The organism is Mycolicibacterium pyrenivorans (assembly GCF_025821625.1).
GTDB classification, from domain to species: domain Bacteria; phylum Actinomycetota; class Actinomycetes; order Mycobacteriales; family Mycobacteriaceae; genus Mycobacterium; species Mycobacterium pyrenivorans.
This window is the reverse complement of the sequence record NZ_JACKSH010000148.1, coordinates 26,682-49,870: the sequence shown is the minus strand read 5'-3', so window position 1 is coordinate 49,870 and position 23,189 is coordinate 26,682. Positions and strand designations below refer to the sequence as shown.

Genomic DNA, 23,189 nt, shown 5'->3' with positions numbered 1-23,189 from the left:
TCTACGAAAGACGGGTGTTCCCGGCCTCAACCGTCGACGACCGGCGGTGGATCGGGGTCGCCGCGCAGCATTTCGTCGGGGTGGTGGGCTCGGTTGATCTGGGGTTGGGTGGTGCCGTCGGTCCAGGCGAGGCGGCCGTGTTCGGTGACCGTGGTGTGCATGCGGCCTTCGGTGACCGCCGCGTGGTCGGGTCCGCAGGCGAAGAACAGTGCATCGGAGTCGGTGCGGCCGTCGGGGTGCCAGTCAGGGCTGTGGTGGACCTCGCTGTGATAACCCGGTTCCAGGCAGTTGGGTCGGGTGCAGCCGCCGTCGCGCGCATAGCAGATGATCCGCTGGTCGGCGGTCGCTATCCGGGTCTGGCGGCCCAGGTAGAGCGGGCGGCCGGTGTGTTCGTCGAACACGGCCAGGTAGTGGATCGCATCGGCGGCCATCCGGATCAGGTCGCGCATCGGCAGCGCGGTGTTCCCGCCGGTCCGCGCCGGAGGAGGCATCGACACCCCGGGATCGCTCACCGCGTGGGCCGCCTGATTGAGCTCGGCCAGCGTGGTCCGCGCGATCACGGTGACCGGATGCCCGCGGTGCGAGCCCATCTTCCCCGAAGCAATACCGAGCTTGAGTGCGAGTTTGATGCCGTCGTGGCAGCGCTGAGGCATCGAACGCTCGTCGCGGGTTTCCTCGATGGATCCGTCGGGAAGGTGGCGGCCCGGGCGAGCCGCGGCTGTGCTCGCCTCGATGTAGGCGCGGTTCTCCGGATCGACCCAGCCCGTCAACTTCGACATCCCGTCAGGTCCCTGCGGGCCCAACACCAGGCCGCGCCGGCGCGCCCGATCCTGTTCGTCGTAGTGCCCGTCTGGATTGAACACGTTGTCGATGCCCTTGCCGAGCTCGGTGACGAAATCGGCGTCGTTGGTGGCGGACTCGCGCACCAAGGTCGCTTCCACTTCGGCGCGGTCGGTGTCCGAGGTGCACGACGGCAGCTTGTCGATGGTGGCGGTGATGGCTTTGAGGTGATCCTCACCCAGATTCCCGGCAGCTACCGCGTCGGCCGAACGGGGTAACAGCGGCGGCAGCGGGGGGCCGGTGAGCTGGCGCCGGGGCAGGATCTTTGCGGCGACCTTGATCCGGCGTTTGACCTCCCGGGCCGGGATCCGCAGCCGCGCGCGCAACCGGTCGACGAGCACCGGTGCCGCGCCCGCCTCATCGGGTGGGTCGGCGATCTGGCCGAACACCCGATACATCAACCCTCGGTTGACCCGTTCCTGGGTTTCGAGCCGCTCGGCCATCTCCACGCGGAACGCATTTCCCACCTCATCCCAGGAGAGCTCCCGCATTCCGCACTGGGCCACGTCGACCTGATCGAGCAGCGCACGCACCCGTGCCCGCGCCGCTTCACCGGTGACGAACTGACCCATGACCCCACGTTATCGAACATATGAGCGAACTGATTCGCGCAGAACCCGACCTGTGGATGGAAACGCGATTGGGGATAACTCGACCCTTGACCTCAACAATTGTTCAGGTTGCACCCTCGAGGGAGGACACTGAAGAGGAGGAGACCAATGCGACAAGTACTGACCGATCTCTGGGAGACACAGACCGATTCACCGTTCCCCGGCCTGACCACCCACGCGTACCTGTGGACGGGGCGCAACGCCCTGTTCTACTCGCCGGCCACCGACGCCGAGTTCGCCGAGATCGAGAAACTCGGCGGTGTCGCCGACCAGTATCTCTCCCACCGCGATGAGGCCGGGCCGATGCTGAAAGCGATTGCCCAGCAATTCGATTCGACCCTGCACGCGCCCACGGCAGAACTCCGGGACATCAGCCGGCACGCCCACGTCGACGTCCCGCTCGGCAGCCGCCACACCGATGACAACGGCATCGAGGTCATCCCCACCCCGGGGCACTCGCCGGGCAGCACCTGCTACCAGGTCCACGGGGCCGAGGGCACCTACCTGTTCACCGGCGACACCCTGATCCGCAACGCCGAGGGCCGGTGGTGGGCCGGCTACATCGAAGGCATCAGCGACCCGGACTCACTCGCCGACAGCCTGCGCCTGCTCGCCGGGCTCGAACCCGACGTGGTGATCTCCAGTGCCTTCCAGGGCGACACGGCGGTGCATCGCATCCGGCCCGGAGAATGGCCGGATCACGTCGCGAATGCGCTCGACGGACTTCCTTCCAGTACGGGGAATGCCCGTCGCGGCTGACGCTTTGTACGCAGTCATGGACCTTGGATTCCACGTACCCATCTTCGACATCGACGGCGGGACCACCGCCATCGCCGGCGAGCTGGCCGAAGTCGGTGCCGCCGCCGAGGCCGCCGGCGCGACCTGGTTGTCGTTCATGGACCACCTCTTCCAGATCGAGCCGACGGGACTGCCTGCCGAGGCGAACATGCTGGAGGGGTACACCACCCTCGGCTACCTGGCCGCGCACACCTCGTCCGTCAGCCTGGGACTGCTCGTCACCGGTGTCACCTACCGCCATCCGGGACTGCTCGCAAAGACCGTGACCACACTCGACGTGCTGTCGGGCGGGCGCGCGGTGCTCGGCATGGGCGCCGCGTGGTTCGAACGCGAGCACCGCGGCCTCGGGGTGGAGTTCCCGTCGCTGTCCGAGCGGTTCGAACGACTCGAAGAGGCGCTGCAGATCTGCGACCAGATGTGGGACCCGGCCAACAACGGGCCGTTCGTCGGCAAGCACTACCGGCTGGAGGAGACGCTGTGCTCGCCGCAGCCGATCAATCGACCCAAGGTGATGATCGGCGGCAGCGGGGAGCGCAAGACGTTGCGGCTGGTCGCCCAGTATGGCGATGCGTGCAACCTGTTCGCCAGCTCCCCCGAGGACGTCGCCCACAAGCTCGATGTGCTGCGCCGGCACTGCGACGCCGTGGGCCGCGACTACGACAGCATCCGAAAGACGCTGCTGGCCAACAACCCGCGTCCCACCCCCGACAACGTCGACGAGTTCGTCTTCCAGATGGCCGACTACGCACGACTCGGTGTGCACACCGCGATCGTCACCCCGACGACGGGTGCACCGGCAGCGTGGATCGACGGGATGTCGCCCGCTGTGAGCAAGCTGGCCGATCTCGGCTAGCGGTTACTCGTAGCGCATCCAGCCCCGGTCGCTCAGGTAGCGGTCGGCCAGCGCCGCCGTTCCCACCGCGAAGCCGTCCGTGAAGGCGACCGCCGCGTCGGCGTCGGCGTGCGAGGCCACCCACGCGGTCAACATCAGCCGGCGCAGCATCACGAAGGTCGGGATCATGCCGAGATGGTCGGGGGGAATCTCGCGCACCTCGCGGTAGCCGCGCAGCCAGTCGGCGATCATGTGCTCGGCCTCGGGGGTGTCCTCGATGAACGACACCACCGCGCCGAGGTCGGCCAGGTGCCATGACCAGCCACAGTCGTCGAAGTCGATGACGGTGATCGGAGACGACCCGCCAGATCCCGAGACCGGGTCGATCATCAGGTTCGCCATCCGCAGATCGGCGTGGATCAGCCCGAACCGGTCGGGGCCCTGCCCGAACGCTGTCAGAGCGTCGGCCACCTGCGCGGCCGCCCGCTCGACGACGGCGGCACCGTCGGACGTCAGCCCGGGAGCCTCGCGCCAGTTGCCCCACCGCGCATCCGGCCCGAGCGTCGCCTCCACATCCCAGCGGAACCGCGTGAAGTAGTCCGGCGTTTGCCACCCTCCGACGTGGTCGTGCATGTGCGCGCAGAGCCTGCCCAACTCGTCGAAACCCACCGCGGCCGGGTTCTCCTCCGCGGTGCAGCCCTCGATGAACGACACCGCATCGACATGCAGCATGTTCTCCCCTACCACGCCGTCCACCACGTCGCTGCCGTCGGCGGCCCGGATCAACTCCGGCGTGGCCACCGGCGTCTCGGTGCGCAGCGCTGCCATCCAGCTCAGCTCTGATCTGATGCCGTCCAGTGAGTGATAGCCGGGCCGGTGCACCCGCAGCACCATCGGCTCGTCGTCGGCAACCAGGTAGGTGGCGTTCTCCGACAGGCTGAGCAGCCTCAACGTCGCGTCGCGGTCGCGACCGTAGGCGGGCAGCGCGGCGCGGGCGTAGCTCTCGTGATCGGGCGGCAGTCCGGACATCTCCACAATTCTGAACGAGAAGCCGCGATGCAGCAGACTGGGGTGCGATGAGTTTCTCCAACATCATGGACTCGAACAGCTACAAAGGCGGCGCGACCGAAGATGAGGCCGCGCCGCTCATCGCCGCGCGCGAACGGCTGCTCGGCCCGGCGAACCGCCTCTTCTACGAGCGACCGGTGCACATCGTGCGTGGCGAGGGCGCGCACCTCTATGACGCAGACGGCGTGGAGTACCTCGACGCCTACAACAACGTCGTCAGCGTCGGCCACTGCGAACGGCGCGTCGTCGACGCCGTCACCCGCCAGATGTTGACGCTCAATACCCACACCCGGTACCTGCACCAGGGCATCGTCGACTACTCCGAGCGGCTGCTGGCCAGCATGCCGGACCCGCTCGACCAGGTGATGTACGCGTGCACCGGCTCCGAAGCCAACGACCTGGCGCTGCGGGTCGCCGAAATGCACACGGGCGCAACCGGTGTCATCGTCACGCTCGACGCCTACCACGGGAACACCGCCGCGGTCACCGCGATCTCACCGTCGCTGGGTGGCACGTCGTCCATGGGTCCCCACGTGCGGGCGGTGCCGCCGCCGGACAGCTACCGGGTGCCCGCCGCCGAACTGGCCGCACGATTCGCCGACGACGTGTCGCGCGCGGCCGACGACCTCGTCGCCACCGGGTACGGGGTGAGCGCCCTGGTCCTGGACACGATCTTCTCGTCGGACGGCGTGTACGCCGCACCGGACGTCCTCGGCCCCGCGGTGGACGTCGTGCGCCGTCATGGCGGGGTGTTCCTCGCCGACGAGGTGCAGCCCGGCTTCGCGCGGACCGGTGACGCAATGTGGGGCTTCGCCAGGCATCACGTCGTCCCCGACCTCGTCACGATGGGCAAGCCGATGGGCAACGGCATGCCCGTCGCGGCGATGGCGGGCCGCTCCGACGTGATCGCCTCGTTCGCCACCAGCGTGCCGTACTTCAACACCTTCGCAGGGAACCCGGTGTCGATGGCCGCCGCCTCGGCAGTGCTCGACGTCATCGCCGAGGACGGCCTGATGGACAACGCCCGCGACATCGGCGCCGCCCTGCGGGCCGAATTGTCCCGCATGGCCGACCCGCGGCTCGGGGACATCCGCGGCGCGGGCCTCTACATCGGCGTCGAGATCGTCACCGACCCGGGCGCCAAGACACCCGACCGCGCCGAGGCCCGCCGCCTGGTCAACGCACTGCGAGACCGGCGGGTGCTGATCTCGGTCTGCGGCAGCGAGGGGCACGTCCTCAAAATCCGCCCGCCGCTGGTGTTCTCGCGCTCCGACGTGGACTGGTTCTGCTCGGCATTCGCCGACGCACTGGTCCGGTGACCCGTCCCCGCGGCGCGGGCAGGTTCGCGCCGAGCCCGTCTGCCGACCTGCACATCGGGAACCTGCGCACCGCCGTGCTGGCGTGGCTGTTCGCCCGCGCGAGTGATCGGCGCTTCCTGATGCGGGTCGAGGACCTCGACGATCGCACCCACAGCGACATCGCGGAACGTCAGCTACGGGACCTTGCGGCACTGGGGATCACCTGGGACGGGCCCGCCACCCGGCAGACGGAACACCCGCAACGGTACGACGCCGTGGTCGACCAGCTGACCGAGAGCGGGCACCTCTACGAATGCTATTGCACACGAAGGGATATCGCGTCCGCACCGCGGGCGCCACACGCGCCCGAGGGCGCCTACCCCGGCACCTGTCGCAACCTCACCGACGCCGAACGCATCGCCAGGAGGCGGGAGACCGGACGGCCCCCCGCGCTCCGGCTGCGCACCGAGGGCGGTGGGGCCGCCGAATACACCGTGCACGACCTGCTGCACGGGGACTACACCGGGCTTGTCGACGACTTCGTGGTCCGCCGCGGCGACGGGGTGCCCGCCTACAACCTCGCCGTGGTCGTCGACGACGCCGCCTCCGGCATCGACCAGGTGGTGCGCGGCGACGACCTGCTGGCATCGTCGCCCCGGCAGGCTTACCTCGCGCGACTCCTCGGCTACCCGGAACCGACCTACGCCCATGTGCCGTTGGTGCTCAACGCCGACGGCGCGCGGCTGGCCAAGCGCGACGGTGCGGTGACCCTTGCCGAGATCGGTGTGCCCGCCGCGCTGAGCCGGATCGCCGAGTCGCTGGGATACACGTCGCGCACGGTCGACGGCATGCTGGCCGAGTTCGACCCCCGGCGGTTGCCCCGCGCCCCGTGGGTATACCGCCCCGGATGAGCAGAACCCTTCTGATCAAGCGCTCGGCTTGTCAGCGTCCGGCGGTGCACGATCTACGACGGGCGCTGCTGGGGTTCGTTCTCCTCGCGGCGCTGATCCTTTCGGCGTGCGGACCGTCGGCCACCACCGGCGACGACCCGATCGAGTCCGCCGGGGTGCTGCGGGTCGGCACCGAAGGCGTCTATGCACCGTTCAGCTATCACGACCCGGCCACCGGGCTGCTCACCGGCTATGACGTCGACGTGGCACGCGCTGTCGGGGAAAAGCTCGGCGTGACCGTCGAATTCGTCGAGACGCCGTGGGACTCGATCTTCGCGGCCCTGGAGGCCGACCGGTTCGACGTGGTGGCCAACCAGGTCACCATCACCCCGGAACGCCAACACCTCTACGACCTCTCCGAGCCCTACGCCATCGGCGAGGGCGTGATCGTCACCCGCGCCGACGACGACTCGATCACCTCCCTCGACGACCTGCGGGGCCGGACGGCCGCGCAGAGCACCACCAGCAACTGGGCCCAGGTCGCCCGCGACGCCGGCGCCCGGATCGAAGCCGTCGTCACCCACGAGATCCAGTTCGCCAGACAGGTTTCCGACCAGGTGCTGTTCACCGATCACGGGGTGATCCTGGAGCAGGGTCCACCCGCCGCGGTGATCGGCGACCCCAAGGAGGAGCGCACCCGGCAGTTCCTGGAGCGGATCCTGAACCCGCTGTAGCGGCGCCGTGAGACAGTGTCCAGCATGTCCACCGCACGACGCCTCGAGGCCGACGCCATCGTCGTCGGCGCCGGGATCTCGGGGCTGATCGCCGCCCGCACCCTGCTCACCGCGGGGTTGACGCCGCTGATCCTGGAGGCCGACGACCGCGTCGGGGGCCGCATCCTCACCGAGGAGGTGCTGCCCGGTCTGCCGGTCGAGTTGGGTGCGCAGTGGATCGGCGACACGCACCACAGGATGTTCGCGCTGGCCGACGAGCTAGGGGTGCAGACCTACCCGCAGTACGACCAGGGTGAGACCTCCTATGACCTGGTGGGGTCGGGGGTGCTGCGGGAGAACGACTTTCACGCCCGGTTCCGCGACGAGCTCAGCGATCTGGAGCGGGTCTTCCGCCGTCTCGACGAGCTGGCCGCCGAGGTCCCGCCCGAGGCGCCGTGGCTGGCGCCGCACGCCGCGCAGTGGGACGCCGTCACCGCCGGATCCTGGTATGACGCGCAGGGTCTGTCGCCGGTGGCCCGCACCCTCCTCGAGATCTGCACGGTGGGAATCCTCGCGGTGCCCACGGTCGAGGTGTCGTTTCTGCACCTGCTGTTCACGATCCAGACCTGTGGCGTCACCGCTGAACTGTTCGCCGAATCCGAAGGCGGCGCGCAGACGACACGATTCGTCGGTGGCACCGCGGAGATCCCGAAGCGGCTGGCCGCCATGGTCGCCGACCACATCGTCCTCGACAGCCCGGTGCAGCTCATCGAGCACACCGCCGACAGTGTCACCGTCCACTGCCGCGGCGGCGCCGTCGCCACCGCACGCCGGGTCATCGTCGCGATCTCGCCCGCGCTGGCCGGGCGCATCATGTACGACCCGCCGCTGCCGGGCACCCGCGATCAGCTCACCCAGCGGGTGCCGAACGGGTCGGCGATGAAGGCGTTCTTCGTCTACGACGAACCGTTCTGGCGTACCGACGGGCTCAACGGTCAGCTGATCTCCGACGTCGGCCCGGCGCGGATGTCCAACGACACCTGCCTGCCCGGCGACGACCACGGCGTGATCCTGCTGTTCCTCGAGGGCGAGCAGGCCCGCACCTACGGCCGCCTGCCGCAGGAGGACAGACGCGCGGCGCTGACGGCGGAGGTGGTGCGCCATTTCGGCACCCGCGCGGCGCGTCCGGAGTGCTACGTCGACGGCGAGTGGTCGGATCGGCAGTGGACCCGGGGGTGCTACAACGCCAACATGGGCCCGCTGGTGTGGACGACCTACGGGCAGGCGCTGGCCGCGCCGATCGGCGCCATCCACTGGGCCTCGACCGACACCGCCACCTTCTGGAGCGCCTACATGGAGGGTGCGGTCGAAGCCGGGGAACGGGCCGCGCAGGCGGTCATCGACGAGATGGCGAAATAGCTTGACTCACAATCGATCTGACAACAGCGCCGATCATACCGGTTTGGCGTAGTAGCGACCCAGCACGTGCTCGCGCAGTTCGTCGAATCGGCCCGAGTCGATCGAGTCACGGATGTCGTCGACCAGTCGGATGATGAAGCGCTCATTGTGGATCGTGCACAGCGTGGAGGCCAGGATTTCCTTGGCCTTGAACAGGTGATGCAGGTACGCGCGGGTGTAGTGGGCGCAGGTGTAGCAGTCACAGTCGGCGTCGATGGGGGTGAAGTCGCGCCGGTAGCGCGAACCGGTGATGTTGTAGCGCCCGGTCGCCGAGTACACCGCGGCGTTGCGTGCGACGCGTGACGGCGAGACGCAGTCGAACGTGTCGGCGCCGGCCTCGACGGCCGCGAACAGGTCGTCGGGTTCGCTGATGCCCAGCAGGTGGCGTGGTTTGTCCTCGGGCAGTTCGCTGCTGACCCAGCCGACGATGGTCGCCAGGTTCTGCTTCTCCAGCGCGCCACCGATGCCGTACCCGTCGAAACCCCTGCCGTTCTCGTCACCGATCGATACCAGCCCCCTGGTGGCCTGCCGCCGCAGATCCTCGTATTGGGCGCCCTGGACCACGCCGAACAACGCCTGGGGCGGTTTGTGCGCCCGCTCCTGCGACAACCGCCGATGCTCGACCAGGCACCGCACCGCCCATTCGTGGGTGCGCTGCACCGAACTCTCCTGGTAGCCACGGGTGTTCACCAGCGTGGTCAGTTCGTCGAACGCGAAGATGATGTCGGCGCCGAGTTGATGCTGGATGCCGATCGACACCTCGGGGGTGAACCGGTGGGTCGATCCGTTCAGGTGCGACCGGAACGTCACGCCGTCGTCGTCGACGTGGGCGAGTCGCTCCTTGCCCTCGGCGATGACGTCGTCGGTCTGCACCCGCGCGGCGTCCATCGCGAGCACCTTCTTGAAACCGACGCCCAGCGACATCACCTGGAAGCCGCCGCTGTCGGTGTAGGTCGGTCCGGGCCAGTTCATGAACGCGCCGAGACCGCCGGCCTCGTCGACGACGTCGGGACCCGGCTGCAGATACAGGTGATACGCGTTGGCCAGAACCGCCTGCGCACCGAGGTCTTTCATGGTCTCGGGCAGCACGGCCTTGACGGTCGCCTGGGTGCCGACCGCGATGAACGCCGGGGTGTGGATGTCACCGTGCGGGGTTCGGATCACCCCGGTGCGACCCAACCGACCCGGTAGCTGCTTCTCCACGCGAAAGAACGGATCACTGAAAAAGGGGTCGTCCACGCCGTAGATTCTGCACTGTGATGAATCGCTGGGCCCTGAGCGCTTGCATCGCCGCACTCGCCGCGGCCGCCACGGGATGCTCGTCGTCGCAACCCCCCGAGTACCAGCCTCCACCGGGCGAGCTCATCCCAGGAACCGCCCAGGTGACGGTCAACGGACAGGACGTCGGGACCACCGACACGGTGCACTGCACCGCGACCGGGCCACTGACGACGATCGCCAGCGGCGACGAGGCTTCCGGCATCTCCGCGCTCATCGGCAGCGAGGACGAACTCGTCGTGAAGGAGGTCGGCATCCGCGACCTGGGCGGGTTCACCGGCAGCTACAACGCCGGCCTGGGGGGTGAGGCGACGGTGGAGATGGCGGGCCGCACGTATGCGATCAACGGAACCGCGTACGGCTTCGAGACCGCCAACCCGAGCTTCCGCACGTCCGGCACGTTCGAGATCAAGGTTGCGTGCTGATCTAGATTTTGAGAAATCCGCATATTCGCGCGAAGTCAGCGAACCATACTGCTGGAGATGGTTCGCCCGTTCGACGAACCACACGACTGAAGGAGACCTTCGTGAAGCGTGGAATCGTCGTCGCCGTTGGCGGCGCAGCGATCGTCATCGCCGGCCTGTCGGGCTGTTCATCGGGTGATGAGAAGTCCGAGACCACAGGGGAGACGTCGTCGGCCGCCGCGGCGGAGGGCAAGAGCACGGTCACGATCGACGGCCAGGACCAGGCCGTCGAGGGCACCGTCGTCTGCTCGGATATGGGCGGCAACACCAACATCGCGATCGGCGATGCCACCACCGGCATCGGAGTGGTCGTCAGCACCGGCGATGAGCCCACCGTCCAGTCCGTGGGTCTCGGCAACGTCAACGGCGTCACCCTCGGCTACCAGAGCGGCACCGGCCAGGGCGAAGCCAACGCCGAGAAGGACGGCAGCACCTACAAGATCTCCGGAACGGCGACCGGCGTCGACATGGCCAACCCGATGCAGCCGGTGAACAAGCCGTTCGAGATCGAGGTGAGCTGCCCGGAGTAGCGGCCGGGGCCGGCTCTCAGATGCCTGTGTAGCCGGCGGCCGACTGCCGCAACTGCCAGATCTGCGCGGGGCAGAGTTCGTTGACGGCCTGATTGATCAGGTATCCGCCCTGGTAGTAGTCGGTGGTGCGGAAGTCGGCCTTCACCTGGTTCACCAGTTCGGCGTAGCTCATCTTGGCCGCGACCCGGTCACAGATGGTCTGCCCGTAACCGATGGCGGCTTCCGCATTGGGGAAGTTGTAGCCTGGGCGGACGTGGACGTTGACGAGATACGCGACGACGTCCGCGTTCGCCGTCGGGGCTGCGGCGACGGCGCCCGCCGACACCAGGCCCGTGGCCAGCCCTACAGACACCACCCGAAACACGCGTACCAGCGACTTCATGGAATGTGACCATACGCCCCGCGACGCCCCCAGGGGGCGATTGCCGGATCAACCATCGGGCAATGCGGACAAACGGCGCCCACCACACCAGCCGGGCGACCTACGCTATGGCCCATGAAGTTGATGGCTGCGGTCGCACTGGCCGGTGGTTTTCTCGCCGCACCCCTGGTGGGGCTCGGCGTCGGGGCGGGTACGGCGGCGGCGACGCCGACCATCTGCGACGGTGCTGGCTGCGTGCCGTACGTGAACCACGACGCGCAACTGGGCGCCGAGTGCAATCAGTCCACGCGCTACAACTTCGGTATGGACTCGGCAGGCAACACGCTGGCCTGCAGTTCGAAGAGTCAATGGGTGTCGTCGGCGCCGTTGGTCGGGGTGCGCACGCTGCGGTCGCCGTGCGCCGAGTCCTCGAGTGCGGCGCAGAGCCCCGACGGGGTCCCGCTGAAATGCGCCGACGGCGCATGGAGCGCCGACTACTGGGTGATGTTCTACGGCTGATGCCGCGAGCCGGCCCGAAAACCGGCGTGGCTGCGGATCAGCGGTAGCGACGCCGTCGTCGCAAACCCCGGTGGGGCCTCGCAGACCGCGGGCACGGCGTTGAGCACCTGCATCGCGGTGGCCACGTTCGCCGAGCGGACATGCTCTTCCATGCTGGCCGCGCGGCTGAAGCTGGCCAGTGACAGGAAGTGGGCGCGCATCGACGGATCGCCCTCGATCGTCAGCGTCCATCCGTGTTGCGGCACCGGCCAATGCCCGGGGTATTCGCCCCCGACCGTCCACAGGGTCTCGATCTCGACCAGCGGCTGCCCGTCGCGCAGCCCTGTCCAGTTCCACCGCTGGCCCGCGGTCGTCCCCGCCTGCAGCGTGTGCTCGAAGATCTGGTGATCCTGCTGCGCGGCAACGGCTTCCACGGTCGCGGTCACCTCGTCGAGGTCGCCACCCAGCGCGTCGCCGATGAACCAGACCTGTTCTTCGAAGATCGAGCTGTTGAACGCCAGGAACTCCGTCGCGGTGGGGCTGATCATCTCGACCGGCTGACCGAACGCCATGTTGTCGAACGTGATCCCGGTGCTCTCGTACACCGACCAGTCGGCCCGCTCCTGCAGCGTGATCTTCTCGATCGTGCGGCTCATGCCGGACAGCGCCAACGGCAGCACTCCCGACAGATTGCCCGGGTTGATGCCGCTGCCGTGCACGGAGCTGGCGCCCGCCTCACACGCCGCGAGCACCCGGTCACGGTCGGCTGCCCGCATCCGCTGCGGATGGAACATGAACGCGGTGGTGGCGACGTTCTTCCCGCCGGCCAGCAACGCGCAGACGTCGTCGACACGCGCGGTGCGCGGCGTGTAGAGCACGCAGTCGGCGTCCAGCGCCAGGATGGCGTCGACGTCGGTGGTGGCCGCCACCCCGATCGGGTCACGGCCGACGAGGGTTCCGAGGTCTACGCCGTTCTTGTCGTCGGAGTACACCCTCGCGCCGACGAGCTGCAGGTCCTCGCGGTGGTCGAGAATCGCGGTGACCATTTCGGTCCCGACAGCGCCTGTCCCCCACTGAATCACCCGATACACGCCCGGACCGTAGCAGGATTACCGCCGTGACCAACCGCGTTCAAGAGCTGCTCGGCATCGAATTCCCGGTCGTGCAGGCCCCGATGACCTACATCGCCCGCGCCGAACTGGCGGCGGCGGTGTCCGAAGGCGGCGGCCTCGGCATGATCGAGACGCTGACCCCTGAGGGCCGCGCCGATCTGCTGCGGGTGCGCGACCTCACCGACCGTGCGGTGGGGGCGAACCTGATGATCCAGGGGTGGAAGCGCGACCCGTCGATCGTCGACGTGCTCGCCGCCGCCGGGGTGCGGCACGTGTTCACCTCGGCGGGTGACCCGGCGCTGTTCACCGCGCGCCTGCATGACGCAGGCATGACGGTGGTGCACGTCGTCGGGTCGCTGAAGGGCGCGATGAAGGCGGCCGACGCGGGCGTCGACGCGTTGGTGGTCGAAGGTGTGGAGGGCGGCGGCTTCAAGTCGGCGCTGGGCGCCTCGACGATGGTGCTGTTGCCGCTGGTCGCCGAGCGCGTCGGGTTGCCTCTCATCTGCGCGGGCGGGATGTGCGACGCCCGGTCGAGCGCTGCCGCGGTGGTGCTGGGCGCCGAGGGCGTGCAGATGGGGACACGCATGCTCGCCAGCGAGGAGGCCCTGGTGCACGCCAACTTCAAGGACGCGATCGTCGCGGCCGACGACGCGGGCACGGTTCTGCTCGATGTCCCGGGCAATCCGACGATGCGGGTGCTGCGGACCGGGCTGGCCGCGCGGATCGGCGACCACGCTGCCGAGGCCCAGCTGCTCGGGCGGGTGACCGACCTGTACTTCGCCGGGGATCTGGAGGCCAGCGTGGCCAACACCGGTCAGGTGTCGTCGCGGATCACCGGGCTGCAGCCGGTCGCGGACATCATCCGCCGCACGTGGTGCGACATCGAAGCGGTCCTGGACGAGGCGCGGACACGGCTCGGTTGAGCGCTGGCGCAATAGGGCACACTCGTGGGCATGGACGCCGACATGAATGGTGACAGGGACGACGCAGGGCCGGACAACACGCTGGGGCCCAGTGAATCACTCGACTCCGACGAGGTCCGCAACGACGACGGCGACATCGTCGTCGATCCGCCCGAGAAGTGGATCGAGCCCGACGAGGACGAGACCCTCGACGAGAGGCTGGCGGCCGAGGTCCCCGACGTCCTGCCCCGAAGCGAGCCGGACTCCCGGCCGACGCGGCGGACCGCCGGTCAGATCGACGGGGCACCCGAGGACGGCGACTCGTTCTACACGATCGTCGACGACGACGAGAAGGAACGCGTCCCGGGCGATGACCAGGCCGACTCCATCATCGAGGACTAGCGCCAGTACATGGCCGCTCGCGATCGCGACGAATCCGGCCGACCCCGCAACACCCGACCCCGCGACGGTCTGGGCCGGCCCCTGCCGCCGGGCAGCGAGGGCGTGCCCCGGATCCCGGACGATCTCGATCTGCCACCGGCCGAGTCCCTCGCCTACGCGCAGGATCTGCTGAATCGAGGCCTCGCGTTCAACGCCCACGAGGTGCTCGAGGCCGCGTGGAAGAACGGCCCGGACGACGAGAGGCCGCTGTGGCAGGGCCTGGCCCAACTCGCGGTCGGCATCACCCACGTCCAGCGCGGCAACCTCCACGGTGCGGCCACCCTGCTTCGGCGCGGGTCCCTCAGCCTGGGCACGGCGCCTCGTCCGGCGCCGTACGCCGTGGACCTCGACGGCCTCCTCGACTGGGCCGCTGCGCTGGTGGACGACCTCGCCGCGCACGCCGACATCGCACCACCGCGCTTGCGTCCGGCACTGACGACGCGCTAGCGCGCACCGCCCAGGGCGTCAGGCCCGGATGACGACCGGGCCCAGCGCCTCGTACCGACGCGCGTCGGCGGCGCCGAGTTCGGAGCCGGTCACGATCGACTCGAAGTCGGCGATGTCGGCGAAGCGGCAGAAGCTGCTCTCCCCGAACTTCGAGTGGGCCGCCACCAGGATCGGGCGCCGCGCCACGCGGACCGCGGTGCTCTTCACCGCCGCCACCGCGGGATCGGGTGTCGTCAGACCGTGTTCGAGTGAAATCCCGTTCGTGCCAAGGTATGCCACGTCGATCACCAGGCTGCTCAACATGTCCACCGCCCAGTGGTCCACCGTCGCCAACGTCCTGCCCCGCATCCGCCCACCGAGCAGCAGCACGGTGACCGACCGGCTGTGTGCGAGGGCCTCGGCGGCGAGCAACGACGACGTCACCACCGTCAGGTCCTGCTCGGCGAGTCGTTCGGCGATCAGCCGCGGCGTGAAGCCCTCGTCCAGGTAGACCGTCTCGGCGCCGTGCAGCAGTTTGGCGGCCTCAGCGGCGATCCGGTGCTTCTGGGCCAGGTCCACCTGGCTGCGGTACTCGACCCCGGACTCGAACGCCGCGGTCTCCAGCGGCACCGCACCGCCGTGAACGCGCTTGAGCAGGCGGCGACCGGCCAGCACTTTCAGGTCTCGGCGGATGGTCTCGCTCGCGACGTCGAGTTCGGCCGCGAGCGAGGCCACCTCCACCCGTCCACGCGTTCGCGCGAACTCGACGATGCGCGTCTGACGGGTGTCGGAGTCCACCTGGGTCACGCTACTTGTCGGCTACTTGTCGTCACCGGTGAGGATGGTCCTGACCTCCTCGGCCGTCTGCGCCTCCCGCAGCCGGGCAACGTCGTCACCCTTGAGGAAGACCTGCGCGATCTTGGTCAGCAGAGCCATGTGGTCCTTACCCGCACCGGCGATCCCGACCACGAACTCGGCCGGCTTGCCGTTCCAGTCGATCGGCTCGGCGTACCGGACGAACGACAGCCCGGTCCGGTTGATGGAGTCCTTGGCGTCGTTGGTGCCGTGCGGGATGGCCAGGCCGTTGCCCATGTAGGTCGAGATCGACCGTTCCCGCTCGTGCATGGCGTCGACGTAGGCCGCCTCCACCGCCCCGGCAGCCACCAACAGCTGACCGGCTTCGTTGATCGCGTCGGACGCGGTGCGCGCCGACCCGTTCAACACGATGGACTCCACCGCCAGCACGTCGGCCCCGGTGGACTCCTCGGCCGCAGGTTCTTCGGTCGCGACCGCGACGCCGCCACCGTTGGTCTGCGCCAACTGTTCGACGATCTCGTCGTAGCGCGGACTGCCCATGAAGTCCTCGACGGAGACGTGGGCCGCCGACGGCGTCTTCTGCCGGGCGCGGGCGGTGAGGTCCCGGTGCGAGACGACGAGGTCGAAGCTGTCGGTCAGGTTGGAGATCGCCGCGTTGGTGACCGTGACGTCGCCGAAGCCCGCCTTCTGAATCTTCCTGCGCAGCACCGACGCTCCCATCGCCGACGACCCCATGCCGGCATCGCAGGCGAACACGATCGCCTTGATCGGGCCTGCCGGGCCGCCGTCGCGGCCCACCAACGCCGAAGCCACACTCGACTTCTTGCCCTTGAGCGACTCCATCTCGGCGGTCGCGGCGGCAAGGTCCGGATCGTCGGTGGCCTTGTCGGTCTTGAGCAGCAGGGCGGCGACCGCGAACGACACCGCGGCGGCACCGAACACCGACAGCGTGACGCCCAGGAAGCTACCGCCGGCGGTTTGCGCGTAGACGGCGATGATCGATCCCGGTGCGGCAGGGGCGCGCAGACCGGAGCCGAACAGGACGTTCATGAACACGCCCGTCATGCCACCGAGGATGGTCGCGAGGATCAGCTTGGGCTTCATCAGGACGTAGGGGAAGTAGATCTCGTGGATGCCGCCGAAGAACTGGATGATCGCGGCGCCCGGCGCCGACGCGCGAGCGATGCCGCGGCCGAATACCATGTAGGCCAACAGAAGTCCGAGGCCGGGACCGGGGTTGGCCTCCAACAGGAACAGGATCGACTTGCCGGTCTCCAGCGCCTGGGTGGTGCCCAGCGGCGTCAGCACGCCGTGGTTGATCGCGTTGTTGAGGAACAGGACCTTCGCCGGTTCGATGAGGATCGAGGTGAGCGGCAGCAGGTTGTTCTCGACCAGGAAGTCCACCGCGTTGCCGGCCCCGCGGGTGAACGCCGAGACGATCGGTCCGATACCGAAGAACCCGAAGATCGCCAGGATCATCCCCAGGATGCCCGCGGAGAAGTTGTCGACCAGCATCTCGAATCCCGGCCGGATCTTGCCTTCCCACAGCGCGTCGAGCTTCTTCATCGCCCAGCCGCCGAGCGGGCCCATGATCATGGCGCCCATGAACATCGGGACGTCGGCGCCGGCGACCACGCCCATGGTGGCGATCGCCCCGACCACGGCGCCGCGGTTGCCGTGGATCATCCGGCCGCCGGTGAAGCCGATCAGGATGGGCAGCAGGTAGGTGATCATCGGGCCGACGATCCCGGCGCCGTCGTAGGAGCCCCAGCCGCCGATCTTGGCGACCCAGCCGTCTGGATCCTGCAGGCCCGTGAAGATCGCCTGCAGCCAGCCCTCCTTGATGAACAGGGCGGTGATCAGGCCCCAGGCGATGAACGCGCCGATGTTCGGCATGACCATGTTCGACAGCGCGGTGCCCAGTTTCTGCACATGCACTCGTGCCCCGGTCCGCGGTTGCGCGTCCTGCGGGATGGCTGGTGCTGACATTCGAGTCCTCCGATTCACGGGTAGGTCACGGCCGGTGACACCGGTCACATACCGGTATTAGACCCTACAAACGGGCATAAATACAAGCATTCGGTCAGAAATGGTCAGAGATTTTAGTGGTTTTGTGCCCGAATGAGCGTTAGAGTGCTGGAGAGCACACCCGCTGTTTGCGGCCACAGCGTCGTCGAGTCGAGAGGATCACCACATGAAGGCATTGCGGTTCTACGCACCCGAGGATGTCCGACTGGAGGACGTGCCCGAGCCGACGTGTGCCCCGGACGAGGTCAAGCTGCGGGTGCGCAACTGCTCGACCTGCGGCACCGACGTCAAGATCTTCTACAACGGCCACCAGAACCTGACCCCGCCGCGCACCATCGGCCACGAGATCGCCGGCGAGGTGGTCGAGGTCGGGGCAGACGTCAACGCCACCTACGGCAGCAACTGGGAGGTGGGTGACCGCGTCCAGGTGATCGCCGCGGTCCCCTGCGGAGACTGCTATGAATGCCGCAAGGGCTGGATGGCGGTGTGCCAGAACCAGACCTCGATGGGCTACCAGTACGACGGCGGCTTCGCCGAATACATGATCGTCCCCCGACAGGTCCTCAAAGTGGATGGGCTGAACCGGATTCCGGACAACGTCGGCTACGACGAGGCGTCGGCCGCCGAACCGTTCGCCTGCGCCATCAACGCCCAGGAACTGCTCGGCATCGAAGAGGGCGACACCGTCGTGGTGTTCGGCGCGGGCCCGATCGGGTGCATGCACATCCGCATCGCGCGCGGCGTGCACAAGTGCGGCCCGGTCTACCTGGTGGACGTCAACGCCGCCCGGCTGCAGATGTCGGCCGATGCGGTCGCGCCCGAGGAGATCATCAACGGCGCCGAGGTCGACGTGGCCGAGCGGGTGATGGAGCTGACCGGGGGCCGCGGCGCCGACGTGGTCATCACCGCCACCGCCGCGAACGTCGCTCAGGAGCAGGCCATCTCGATGGCCGCACGCAATGGGCGCATCTCCTTTTTCGGCGGCCTTCCGAAGACCGACCCGACCATCACCTGCGACTCGAACCTCGTGCATTACCGCCAGCTGCACATCCACGGCGCCAACGGCTCCGCGCCCGAACACAACAAGCGGGCGCTGGAGTACATCTCCACCGGGCAGGTTCCGGTCAAGGACCTCATCACCCGCCACATCCCGCTCGACGACGTGCTCGAGGCGTTCCAGATCGTCAAGAAGGGCGAGGCCATCAAGGTGACCGTGGAGCCCACGCCGGCAGAGGTGGCGGCAACCGTCTGATCGCGGTTTGACAACGGGGGTCTCCGGGCAGATCTGTGGGAAGGCCGCGCAACGGCGCACGGTCATCGGCGACGAGGGGTCAGCATGAGCAACGGCGTCACGGCAGTCCGCGCTGTGGCCGACAACGTCGTGGGCTGGGCGCGCCGGAGAGTCACGCCCGAGATCCCCGAGGCGGATCTCGACCACCGCGATCCCGACTACATCCGCGATCGCCTGCCCGGCACCTGGCTGCTGGCCTCGCTGTACTTCCGCGCCGACGTTCGGGGGCTTCACCGCATACCGGCAGACAAGCCGGTGCTGCTGGTCGGCAACCACAGCGGCGGCAACGTCCCGCCCGACACCTTCGTGTTCACGCTGGCCTTCTGCTCCTACTTCGGCGTCGAGCGGCCTTTCTTCCAGCTGGCCCACAACCTGGTGGTGTCGGCCCCCGGCCTGGGTTGGCTGCGGAAGTTCGGCACGGTGGCGGCCACTCCCGAGAACGCCCGCCTGGCACTGCAGGCCGGGCAGGCCAGTGCCCTTCTGGTGTATCCGGGCGGCGACTACGAGGTGTTCCGCCCGTCATGGGAGCGCCACGTCGTCGACTTCGGCGGCCGGATGGGCTACGTGCAGCTGGCCCGGGAGGCGGGGGTGCCGATCGTGCCGGTGGCCAGCGTCGGCGGCCAGGAGACCGCACTGTTTCTCGACCGCGGGCAGTGGCTGGCCCGGCTGCTGGGTGTGGACAAGCGGCTGCGGCTCAAGAGCGTGCCCATCTCGCTGGCCCTGCCCTGGGGGCTGAACATCAGCGACCTGGCCGGGCATCTGCCGCTGCCCGCGAAGATCGCCATCGAGGTGCAGGACCCGATCGACGTCGACGGTGACGACCAGACGGTGAACAAGGCCGTGCTCGCCAGCCTGCAGGCCGGCGTCGACCGGCTGGCCGCCGAGCGCAGGTTCCCGGTGATCGGCTGATGCGGGTCCAACGGCAGCTCGTCGTCGACGCCGACCGCCATGCCATCTGGTCGCTGATCAGCGACCCGAAGCGCTACCCCGACTTCATGCCGAACCTCGAGCGGTGGGAGACGGTCACCGAGGGACCCGCCGGGGTCGGGTCGCGCTACACCGTGCACTGGAAGATCGGCGCCGCCCCAATCGGCGGGGTCATCGAGCTCGTCGAGTTCGACGAGGCCCGAGATCTGGCCTGGATCAGCATCACCGGGGTGAGCCTGCGGGGCCGCTTCCGACTTCGTGACGCAAGCCCGGGCCGCACGAAGGTCACGTTCCGGCTGGCCTATCAGTCACCCGGCGGGCTGCTCGGCCTGCTCGCCGACCGCATCGCGTCACGACAGGTCGGCGGCACGCTGTCGGCGAGTTTGGAGAATGTCCGTGAGCTCGTCGAAGCCTGAGAAGCCCAAGCGGTCCGGCCTGACCGTGGCCGTGACCGGCCCGACCGGCGACATCGGAATCTCCGCGGTCGATGCCCTCGAACGCGATCCCGACGTCGACCGCATCGTCGGCATGGCCCGACGGCCGTTCGACCCGGGAGCGCACGGCTGGACGAAGACCACCTACCACCGGGGCGACATCCTCGACCGAGACGCGGTCGACGCACTGGTCGCCGACGCCGACGTCGTCGTCCACCTGGCCTTCATCGTGTTGGGGACGCGCGAGGAGAGCCGGCGCGTCAACGTGGCGGGCACGCGCAACGTCTTCGAGGCCACCGTCGCAGCGCAGCGGCCCAGGCGCCTGGTCTACACCTCGTCGGTGGCCGCGTACGGCTACCACTCGGACAACAAGGTCCCGCTGACCGAGGACACGCCGCTGCGCGGATCGGCCGAGCACTACTACTCCGAGCAGAAGGCCGCCTGCGAGGCGGTGCTCGCCGAGGTCACCGAAGGGTCGTCTCTGGAGGTGTTCGTGCTGCGGCCGTGCATCGTCGCCGGCCCGAAGGCGACCGCCCTCGCCGACGCGATGCCCTGGAGTCACGTGCCGGGCCTGCGGTCCGCCACCGCGGCGGTACCGCTGCTGAAACCGCTGTTCCCGGATCCCGGCACGCCGATGCAGCTCGTCCACCACGACGACGTCGCCGCCGCGATCGCGTTGGCCGCGACCACCCCGGCACCGCCGGGCGCCTACAACCTCGCCGGCGACGGGCAGGTGTCGCTGTCCGAGGTGGCGGTGGCTCTGGGGGCCCGGCCGCTGCGCGTCCCGGCGGTCACGGCGGCCATCGCCTCTTTTGCGATCGCGCACCTGCCGTTCCTGCCGTCCTCGGCCGAGTGGCTGCATGCCGCCCGGAACTCGGTGGTCATGGACATCAGCAGGGCCAGGTCGGTGCTGGGTTGGACACCCCGCTACACCGCGGCGGAGACGTTGCAGGCGTTGGCTTCTGCGCTGTGAACACGAGACCGGTCACCATATCGGCACGATTTGGCAACCTCGCACCGGGCGCGGCCGCCTCGTGGCACCGTTCTACGTGACGGCGGACCCGACGGAGGGGTGACTGTGATAGCTCCAAGCATGCCGCAGCGACTCGCGGCGGAGATGTTCGGGACGTTCTGGCTGGTATTCGGCGGTTGCGGCAGCGCCGTGTTCGCCGCCACCGTGCAGACAGACGACGGCCTCCTCGTCGGTATCGGGTTCCTCGGCGTCTCCCTGGCGTTCGGGTTGACGGTGCTCACCGGCGTCTATGCCTTCGGCACGGTCTCCGGCGGCCACTTCAATCCCGCCGTCACGCTGGGCGCCGCCATCGCGCGCCGGATGGAATGGAAGGCGCTGCCGCTCTACTGGTTGGTGCAGGTGATCGGCGGGCTGATCGCCGGCCTGCTCATCTTCGTGATCGCCAGAGGCCGTGAAGGTTTCGAGGCCACCGGCAACATGGCCGCCAACGGGTTCGGGGAGAACTCGCCGACCGGCTATTCGATGTGGGCGGTGCTCATCACCGAGATCGTGCTGACCGCGGTGTTCCTGTTCGTCATCCTCGGCGCCACCGAGGACCGCGCGCCCAAAGGTTTCGCCGGCCTCGCCATCGGCCTGACGCTCACCTTGATCCACTTGATCTCGATCCCGATCTCCAACACCTCGGTGAACCCTGCGCGCTCCACCGGAGTCGCGTTCTTCAACGGCGACGGCGCGCCCGGCCAGCTGTGGCTGTTCTGGGTGGCGCCGTTGGTCGGCGCGGCGATCGCGGGAGTCGTGTACCCGTTGCTGTTCGGGACGCGCGAGCAGCTGGCCGAACGCCCGGTCCGCGAGGAAGTGCTCGACGTGGAGGAGCGGCGTCGCGACCGCGACCGTCTGGAGTGACGAACCGGGCGTCGTGAAAAATAGCCACCTGCCTGCGTGGACAGGCAGATGGCTATGGCGGTGGCGGAGGGATTTGAACCCTCGGACGGGGGTTACCCGTCACACGCTTTCGAGGCGTGCTCCTTAGGCCGCTCGGACACGCCACCGTGTGGCAGCTTACCGATGCACCGGCTGACAACCCAAACCGCCGTCGCTCCCACCGCGAAAGTGCACTGAGGGTCGTGGATCCGCTCGAATCACAGCCGTGGGTGCACGCTCGGCGCAGACCGGGAGCACGCTGGGCGCCTGGGCGCGCACCTCACCGCTGGCGGGCGAAGAACTCCTCGAGAAGGCCTGCGCACTCGTCGGCGAGCACTCCCCCGCGCACCTGCGGCCGGTGCGTCAGCCGCCGGTCGCGCACCACGTCCCACAGCGAGCCGACCGCACCCGTCTTCGGCTCCCACGCCCCGAACACCACCCGCGCGACCCGTGCCATCACCAGCGCGCCCGCGCACATCGTGCACGGCTCCACCGTCACGGCCAGCGTGGCGCCCTCCAACCGCCAGCCGTCCCCGAGCACCCCGGCAGCGGCGCGGAGAGCCAGGATCTCCGCGTGTGCGGTGGGGTCGCCCGACTCCTCGCGGGCGTTGGCCGCGCGGGCCAGTTCGGTGCCGTCGGCGGCGACGACCACCGCGCCGATCGGCACGTCCCGGGGTCCCGCGGCGGAGGCGGCGTCGAGGGCGGCCCGGATCAGGTCTTCGTCGGTCAACGACCCAGGCGGTCGAGCAGGGCCGACAGTTCGTCGGCGAACCCCATCTCCCTGGCGATCCGGCCCACCTGCTCGTCGGCGTAGAGGTCGTCGCTCTCATCGCAGATCACGCCGAGCACCGCCTCGGGCAGCCCGATGTCGGAAAGCAGGCCGAGGTCGCCCTCCTCGAACGGGTCGGCGCCGTCGAGATCGTCGTCCTCGATGTCTGCGTCGAGCTTCTCCAGCACCTCGGCGGCGATGTCGTAGTCCAGCGCCGCGGTGGCATCCGACAGCAGCAGCCGGGTGCCCGACGGCGCGGGCCGCACGATCACGAAGAACTCGTCGTCGATGTCGAGAAGACCGAAAACCGCACCGGCACTGCGCAACTCACGCAGCTCAGTCTCAGCGGCGGACAGGCTCGTCAAGGCCGCACGATGCATCGCAGTGCATCGCCACTTGCCGTCCTCACGGACGACGGCCACCCCGAAGCCATCCGGCACATCCACTGCCTGCTTCTGCGGCTGTGCTCTCTGCGCTCCCATGGCAGTCACCGTAGTCCCCCGTCAGGGC

General features: G+C 68.7%; 25 protein-coding genes, 1 tRNA gene and 1 pseudogene. 17 read left to right on the top strand and 10 right to left on the bottom strand.

Going from position 1 to position 23,189, the window contains the following annotated elements; genetic code table 11:
• Positions 1-26 precede the first annotated feature (26 nt).
• A complete protein-coding gene (locus H7I57_RS17615; protein ID WP_264024960.1) occupies positions 27-1,412 on the bottom strand; it encodes a DUF222 domain-containing protein in 1,386 nt (461 codons plus the stop codon).
• A gap of 147 nt (positions 1,413-1,559) precedes the next feature.
• On the opposite strand from H7I57_RS17615, the gene H7I57_RS17610 reads away from it, so the two are divergent.
• Both H7I57_RS17610 and H7I57_RS17605 read left to right on the top strand, forming a co-directional pair.
• A complete protein-coding gene (locus tag H7I57_RS17610; RefSeq protein WP_264024958.1) occupies positions 1,560-2,210 on the top strand; it encodes an MBL fold metallo-hydrolase in 651 nt (216 codons plus the stop codon).
• A 16-nt stretch (positions 2,211-2,226) separates the two neighbouring features.
• Entirely contained in the window at positions 2,227-3,102 is an 876-nt protein-coding gene (locus tag H7I57_RS17605; protein WP_264025073.1) for an LLM class F420-dependent oxidoreductase, read from the top strand.
• A gap of 3 nt (positions 3,103-3,105) precedes the next feature.
• Here H7I57_RS17605 and H7I57_RS17600 read toward each other — a convergent pair whose 3' ends face one another.
• A complete protein-coding gene (locus H7I57_RS17600) occupies positions 3,106-4,110 on the bottom strand; it encodes a phosphotransferase enzyme family protein (RefSeq protein ID WP_264024957.1) in 1,005 nt (334 codons plus the stop codon).
• 47 nt (positions 4,111-4,157) lie between these two features.
• Between H7I57_RS17600 and H7I57_RS17595 the strand changes: the two genes are divergently transcribed.
• The 4 genes and pseudogenes from H7I57_RS17595 to H7I57_RS17575 all read left to right on the top strand — a co-directional run bounded on the left by H7I57_RS17595 (position 4,158) and on the right by H7I57_RS17575 (position 8,469).
• Positions 4,158-5,468, top strand: a complete 1,311-nt coding sequence (locus H7I57_RS17595) for an aspartate aminotransferase family protein (protein ID WP_264024955.1) — start codon at positions 4,158-4,160, stop codon at positions 5,466-5,468.
• Positions 5,465-6,358 (top strand): tRNA glutamyl-Q(34) synthetase GluQRS, encoded by an 894-nt coding sequence (gene gluQRS, locus H7I57_RS17590; protein ID WP_264024954.1) that lies wholly within the window; start codon positions 5,465-5,467, stop codon positions 6,356-6,358. The genes H7I57_RS17595 and gluQRS overlap by 4 nt, the downstream gene beginning before the upstream one ends.
• A pseudogene (locus H7I57_RS17585) lies at positions 6,355-6,912 on the top strand (transporter substrate-binding domain-containing protein); the annotation flags it as partial. The gene gluQRS and the pseudogene H7I57_RS17585, both read left to right, overlap by 4 nt.
• Before the next feature lie 183 nt (positions 6,913-7,095).
• Positions 7,096-8,469: a flavin monoamine oxidase family protein gene (locus tag H7I57_RS17575; RefSeq protein WP_264024953.1), complete on the top strand. Its 1,374-nt coding sequence runs from the start codon at positions 7,096-7,098 to the stop codon at positions 8,467-8,469.
• Positions 8,470-8,502: 33 nt separating this feature from the next.
• Here the strand turns inward: H7I57_RS17575 and tgt are convergent, their stop codons facing one another.
• A complete protein-coding gene (gene tgt, locus H7I57_RS17570; RefSeq protein ID WP_372510256.1) occupies positions 8,503-9,747 on the bottom strand; it encodes a tRNA guanosine(34) transglycosylase Tgt in 1,245 nt (414 codons plus the stop codon).
• 17 nt (positions 9,748-9,764) lie between these two features.
• On the opposite strand from tgt, the gene H7I57_RS17565 reads away from it, so the two are divergent.
• Both H7I57_RS17565 and H7I57_RS17560 read left to right on the top strand, forming a co-directional pair.
• Entirely contained in the window at positions 9,765-10,211 is a 447-nt protein-coding gene (locus tag H7I57_RS17565; RefSeq protein ID WP_372510255.1) for a lipoprotein LpqH, read from the top strand.
• A gap of 101 nt (positions 10,212-10,312) precedes the next feature.
• Complete coding sequence (locus H7I57_RS17560; protein ID WP_264024951.1) at positions 10,313-10,780, top strand: lipoprotein LpqH; 468 nt, start codon at positions 10,313-10,315, stop codon at positions 10,778-10,780.
• Positions 10,781-10,796: 16 nt separating this feature from the next.
• On the opposite strand, the gene H7I57_RS17555 is transcribed toward H7I57_RS17560, so the two are convergent.
• Positions 10,797-11,162 (bottom strand): DUF732 domain-containing protein, encoded by a 366-nt coding sequence (locus H7I57_RS17555; RefSeq protein WP_264024950.1) that lies wholly within the window; start codon positions 11,160-11,162, stop codon positions 10,797-10,799.
• A 114-nt stretch (positions 11,163-11,276) separates the two neighbouring features.
• Between H7I57_RS17555 and H7I57_RS17550 the strand changes: the two genes are divergently transcribed.
• Positions 11,277-11,660: a hypothetical protein gene (locus H7I57_RS17550; RefSeq protein WP_264024949.1), complete on the top strand. Its 384-nt coding sequence runs from the start codon at positions 11,277-11,279 to the stop codon at positions 11,658-11,660.
• Here the strand turns inward: H7I57_RS17550 and H7I57_RS17545 are convergent.
• Entirely contained in the window at positions 11,651-12,685 is a 1,035-nt protein-coding gene (locus tag H7I57_RS17545; protein WP_264025071.1) for an NAD(P)H-dependent amine dehydrogenase family protein, read from the bottom strand. The two genes, H7I57_RS17550 and H7I57_RS17545, sit on opposite strands and share 10 nt — an antisense overlap.
• Before the next feature lie 71 nt (positions 12,686-12,756).
• Between H7I57_RS17545 and H7I57_RS17540 the strand changes: the two genes are divergently transcribed.
• From H7I57_RS17540 to H7I57_RS17530, 3 genes are read left to right on the top strand one after another with little or no spacing between them, the layout of a single operon-like run.
• Positions 12,757-13,674, top strand: a complete 918-nt coding sequence (locus H7I57_RS17540; RefSeq protein WP_264024948.1) for an NAD(P)H-dependent flavin oxidoreductase — start codon at positions 12,757-12,759, stop codon at positions 13,672-13,674.
• Between the two features lie 42 nt (positions 13,675-13,716).
• On the top strand, positions 13,717-14,055 hold the full coding sequence (locus H7I57_RS17535) for a hypothetical protein (protein WP_372510265.1): 339 nt from the start codon (positions 13,717-13,719) through the stop codon (positions 14,053-14,055).
• 9 nt (positions 14,056-14,064) lie between these two features.
• Positions 14,065-14,541 carry a DUF309 domain-containing protein gene (locus tag H7I57_RS17530; protein WP_264024945.1) on the top strand — a complete coding sequence of 159 codons (477 nt, stop codon included), beginning with the start codon at positions 14,065-14,067 and terminating at the stop codon, positions 14,539-14,541.
• Positions 14,542-14,559: 18 nt separating this feature from the next.
• On the opposite strand, the gene H7I57_RS17525 is transcribed toward H7I57_RS17530, so the two are convergent.
• Both H7I57_RS17525 and H7I57_RS17520 read right to left on the bottom strand, forming a co-directional pair.
• Positions 14,560-15,318, bottom strand: a complete 759-nt coding sequence (locus H7I57_RS17525; protein ID WP_264024944.1) for a DeoR/GlpR family DNA-binding transcription regulator — start codon at positions 15,316-15,318, stop codon at positions 14,560-14,562.
• A gap of 21 nt (positions 15,319-15,339) precedes the next feature.
• Positions 15,340-17,325 (bottom strand): PTS mannitol transporter subunit IICBA, encoded by a 1,986-nt coding sequence (locus H7I57_RS17520; protein ID WP_264024943.1) that lies wholly within the window; start codon positions 17,323-17,325, stop codon positions 15,340-15,342.
• A gap of 205 nt (positions 17,326-17,530) precedes the next feature.
• On the opposite strand from H7I57_RS17520, the gene H7I57_RS17515 reads away from it, so the two are divergent.
• The 5 genes from H7I57_RS17515 (at position 17,531) to aqpZ (ending at position 21,892) form a co-directional block, all read left to right on the top strand.
• A complete protein-coding gene (locus H7I57_RS17515; RefSeq protein WP_264024941.1) occupies positions 17,531-18,616 on the top strand; it encodes a zinc-dependent dehydrogenase in 1,086 nt (361 codons plus the stop codon).
• 84 nt (positions 18,617-18,700) lie between these two features.
• Positions 18,701-19,564: a lysophospholipid acyltransferase family protein gene (locus H7I57_RS17510; protein ID WP_264024940.1), complete on the top strand. Its 864-nt coding sequence runs from the start codon at positions 18,701-18,703 to the stop codon at positions 19,562-19,564.
• Complete coding sequence (locus tag H7I57_RS17505) at positions 19,564-19,998, top strand: SRPBCC family protein (RefSeq protein WP_264024938.1); 435 nt, start codon at positions 19,564-19,566, stop codon at positions 19,996-19,998. Before H7I57_RS17510 ends, H7I57_RS17505 begins: the two co-directional genes overlap by 1 nt.
• Positions 19,979-20,989 carry an NAD-dependent epimerase/dehydratase family protein gene (locus H7I57_RS17500; RefSeq protein ID WP_264024936.1) on the top strand — a complete coding sequence of 337 codons (1,011 nt, stop codon included), beginning with the start codon at positions 19,979-19,981 and terminating at the stop codon, positions 20,987-20,989. The genes H7I57_RS17505 and H7I57_RS17500 overlap by 20 nt, the downstream gene beginning before the upstream one ends.
• Before the next feature lie 120 nt (positions 20,990-21,109).
• Complete coding sequence (gene aqpZ / locus H7I57_RS17495) at positions 21,110-21,892, top strand: aquaporin Z (RefSeq protein ID WP_264024934.1); 783 nt, start codon at positions 21,110-21,112, stop codon at positions 21,890-21,892.
• A 55-nt stretch (positions 21,893-21,947) separates the two neighbouring features.
• On the opposite strand, the gene H7I57_RS17490 is transcribed toward aqpZ, so the two are convergent.
• The 3 genes from H7I57_RS17490 to H7I57_RS17480 all read right to left on the bottom strand — a co-directional run bounded on the left by H7I57_RS17490 (position 21,948) and on the right by H7I57_RS17480 (position 23,161).
• Positions 21,948-22,038, bottom strand: a tRNA-Ser gene (locus H7I57_RS17490).
• 152 nt (positions 22,039-22,190) lie between these two features.
• On the bottom strand, positions 22,191-22,640 hold the full coding sequence (locus H7I57_RS17485; RefSeq protein ID WP_264024933.1) for a nucleoside deaminase: 450 nt from the start codon (positions 22,638-22,640) through the stop codon (positions 22,191-22,193).
• Positions 22,637-23,161 (bottom strand): tRNA adenosine deaminase-associated protein, encoded by a 525-nt coding sequence (locus tag H7I57_RS17480; RefSeq protein WP_264024932.1) that lies wholly within the window; start codon positions 23,159-23,161, stop codon positions 22,637-22,639. The genes H7I57_RS17485 and H7I57_RS17480 overlap by 4 nt, the downstream gene beginning before the upstream one ends.
• Positions 23,162-23,189 lie beyond the last annotated feature (28 nt).

What these genes read in the sequence shown, in the direction of transcription:
- H7I57_RS17615 (WP_264024960.1), bottom strand. Translation starts at nt 1,412, where the DNA reads ATGGGTCAGTTCGTCACCGGTGAAGCGGCGCGGGCACGGGTGCGTGCG.
- H7I57_RS17610 (WP_264024958.1), top strand. Translation starts at nt 1,560, where the DNA reads ATGCGACAAGTACTGACCGATCTCTGGGAGACACAGACCGATTCACCG.
- H7I57_RS17605 (WP_264025073.1), top strand. Translation starts at nt 2,227, where the DNA reads ATGGACCTTGGATTCCACGTACCCATCTTCGACATCGACGGCGGGACC.
- H7I57_RS17600 (WP_264024957.1), bottom strand. Translation starts at nt 4,110, where the DNA reads ATGTCCGGACTGCCGCCCGATCACGAGAGCTACGCCCGCGCCGCGCTG.
- H7I57_RS17595 (WP_264024955.1), top strand. Translation starts at nt 4,158, where the DNA reads ATGAGTTTCTCCAACATCATGGACTCGAACAGCTACAAAGGCGGCGCG.
- H7I57_RS17575 (WP_264024953.1), top strand. Translation starts at nt 7,096, where the DNA reads ATGTCCACCGCACGACGCCTCGAGGCCGACGCCATCGTCGTCGGCGCC.
- H7I57_RS17555 (WP_264024950.1), bottom strand. Translation starts at nt 11,162, where the DNA reads ATGAAGTCGCTGGTACGCGTGTTTCGGGTGGTGTCTGTAGGGCTGGCC.
- H7I57_RS17550 (WP_264024949.1), top strand. Translation starts at nt 11,277, where the DNA reads ATGAAGTTGATGGCTGCGGTCGCACTGGCCGGTGGTTTTCTCGCCGCA.
- H7I57_RS17545 (WP_264025071.1), bottom strand. Translation starts at nt 12,685, where the DNA reads ATGGTCACCGCGATTCTCGACCACCGCGAGGACCTGCAGCTCGTCGGC.
- H7I57_RS17535 (WP_372510265.1), top strand. Translation starts at nt 13,717, where the DNA reads ATGAATGGTGACAGGGACGACGCAGGGCCGGACAACACGCTGGGGCCC.
- H7I57_RS17530 (WP_264024945.1), top strand. Translation starts at nt 14,065, where the DNA reads ATGGCCGCTCGCGATCGCGACGAATCCGGCCGACCCCGCAACACCCGA.
- H7I57_RS17520 (WP_264024943.1), bottom strand. Translation starts at nt 17,325, where the DNA reads ATGTCAGCACCAGCCATCCCGCAGGACGCGCAACCGCGGACCGGGGCA.
- H7I57_RS17515 (WP_264024941.1), top strand. Translation starts at nt 17,531, where the DNA reads ATGAAGGCATTGCGGTTCTACGCACCCGAGGATGTCCGACTGGAGGAC.
- H7I57_RS17510 (WP_264024940.1), top strand. Translation starts at nt 18,701, where the DNA reads ATGAGCAACGGCGTCACGGCAGTCCGCGCTGTGGCCGACAACGTCGTG.
- H7I57_RS17505 (WP_264024938.1), top strand. Translation starts at nt 19,564, where the DNA reads ATGCGGGTCCAACGGCAGCTCGTCGTCGACGCCGACCGCCATGCCATC.
- aqpZ (WP_264024934.1), top strand. Translation starts at nt 21,110, where the DNA reads ATGCCGCAGCGACTCGCGGCGGAGATGTTCGGGACGTTCTGGCTGGTA.
- H7I57_RS17480 (WP_264024932.1), bottom strand. Translation starts at nt 23,161, where the DNA reads ATGGGAGCGCAGAGAGCACAGCCGCAGAAGCAGGCAGTGGATGTGCCG.